At 73.8% G+C, this 692-nt stretch carries 2 pseudogenes; both read left to right on the top strand.

Annotation, left to right across the window (positions count from 1 at the left end):
- Window positions 1-567 (top strand): annotated as a pseudogene (locus tag A5764_RS12935) (PPE family protein); the annotation flags it as partial.
- A 54-nt stretch (window positions 568-621) separates the two neighbouring features.
- Window positions 622-692, top strand: a pseudogene (locus tag A5764_RS28275) (type VII secretion protein EsxS); the annotation flags it as partial.

Here is a 692-nt window from a genome sequence, read left to right as displayed (position 1 = left end):
TCCAGCTGGCGGGGGGGCGGGCGGGGCGGCCCGGGGCGGTCCCGCGGGGGGGCCGCGGGGGGGGGGGGGCCCCCCCGCGGGGCCGGGGCCCCCGCCGCGCCCGCGCCGGCGCCGGCGCCCGGAATTTTGGCCTACGTGGTGGCCTTCGGCGGTGGCCCGGGAACCGAGTCCGGGCCGACGGTGGGCGGCCGCGGTGGCGCCAAGGCGCCGGCGGCCACCGTTCCGGCGGCAGGCGTGGTGGCGCCCGGCCGGGCGGAGGGGCGGGCGCGCCGGCGCCGACGGACGGCAATGCGCGAATTTGGCGACGAGTTCCTGGACATGGACTCCAACATCGGCGTTGCGCCCGATTACCGCGAGCCGGAGCAGTTGGTGTCGGCGGTGGCTTCCGGGAACGGAGCCGGGACGCTGGGGTTCGCCGGGACCGCGCCCAAAGACACCGCCGTGGGCGCGGCCGGGTTGACCAAGCTGGCCGGCGACGAGCTGTTCGGTAGTGGCCCGCGGGAGCCACTGGTGCCGGGCACCTGGCATCGGGATGAGCTGCAGGGAGGGGGAGACGAGGAATCGTAGCGTGCGATTCGGTAACCGAAATCCGAACCGAAAACTTAAGGGAGACAGATCGTTATGAGTTTGTTGGATGCTCATATTCCGCAGTTGGTGGCCGCGCAGTCGGCGTTTGGTGCCAAGGCGGCGTT

The sequence above is a fragment of the Mycobacterium sp. 852002-51057_SCH5723018 genome (assembly GCF_001667035.1).
Taxonomy (GTDB): Bacteria; Actinomycetota; Actinomycetes; order Mycobacteriales; family Mycobacteriaceae; genus Mycobacterium.
The sequence above is the reverse complement of the archived record's forward strand: the minus strand, read 5'-3'. Positions and strand labels throughout refer to the sequence as shown.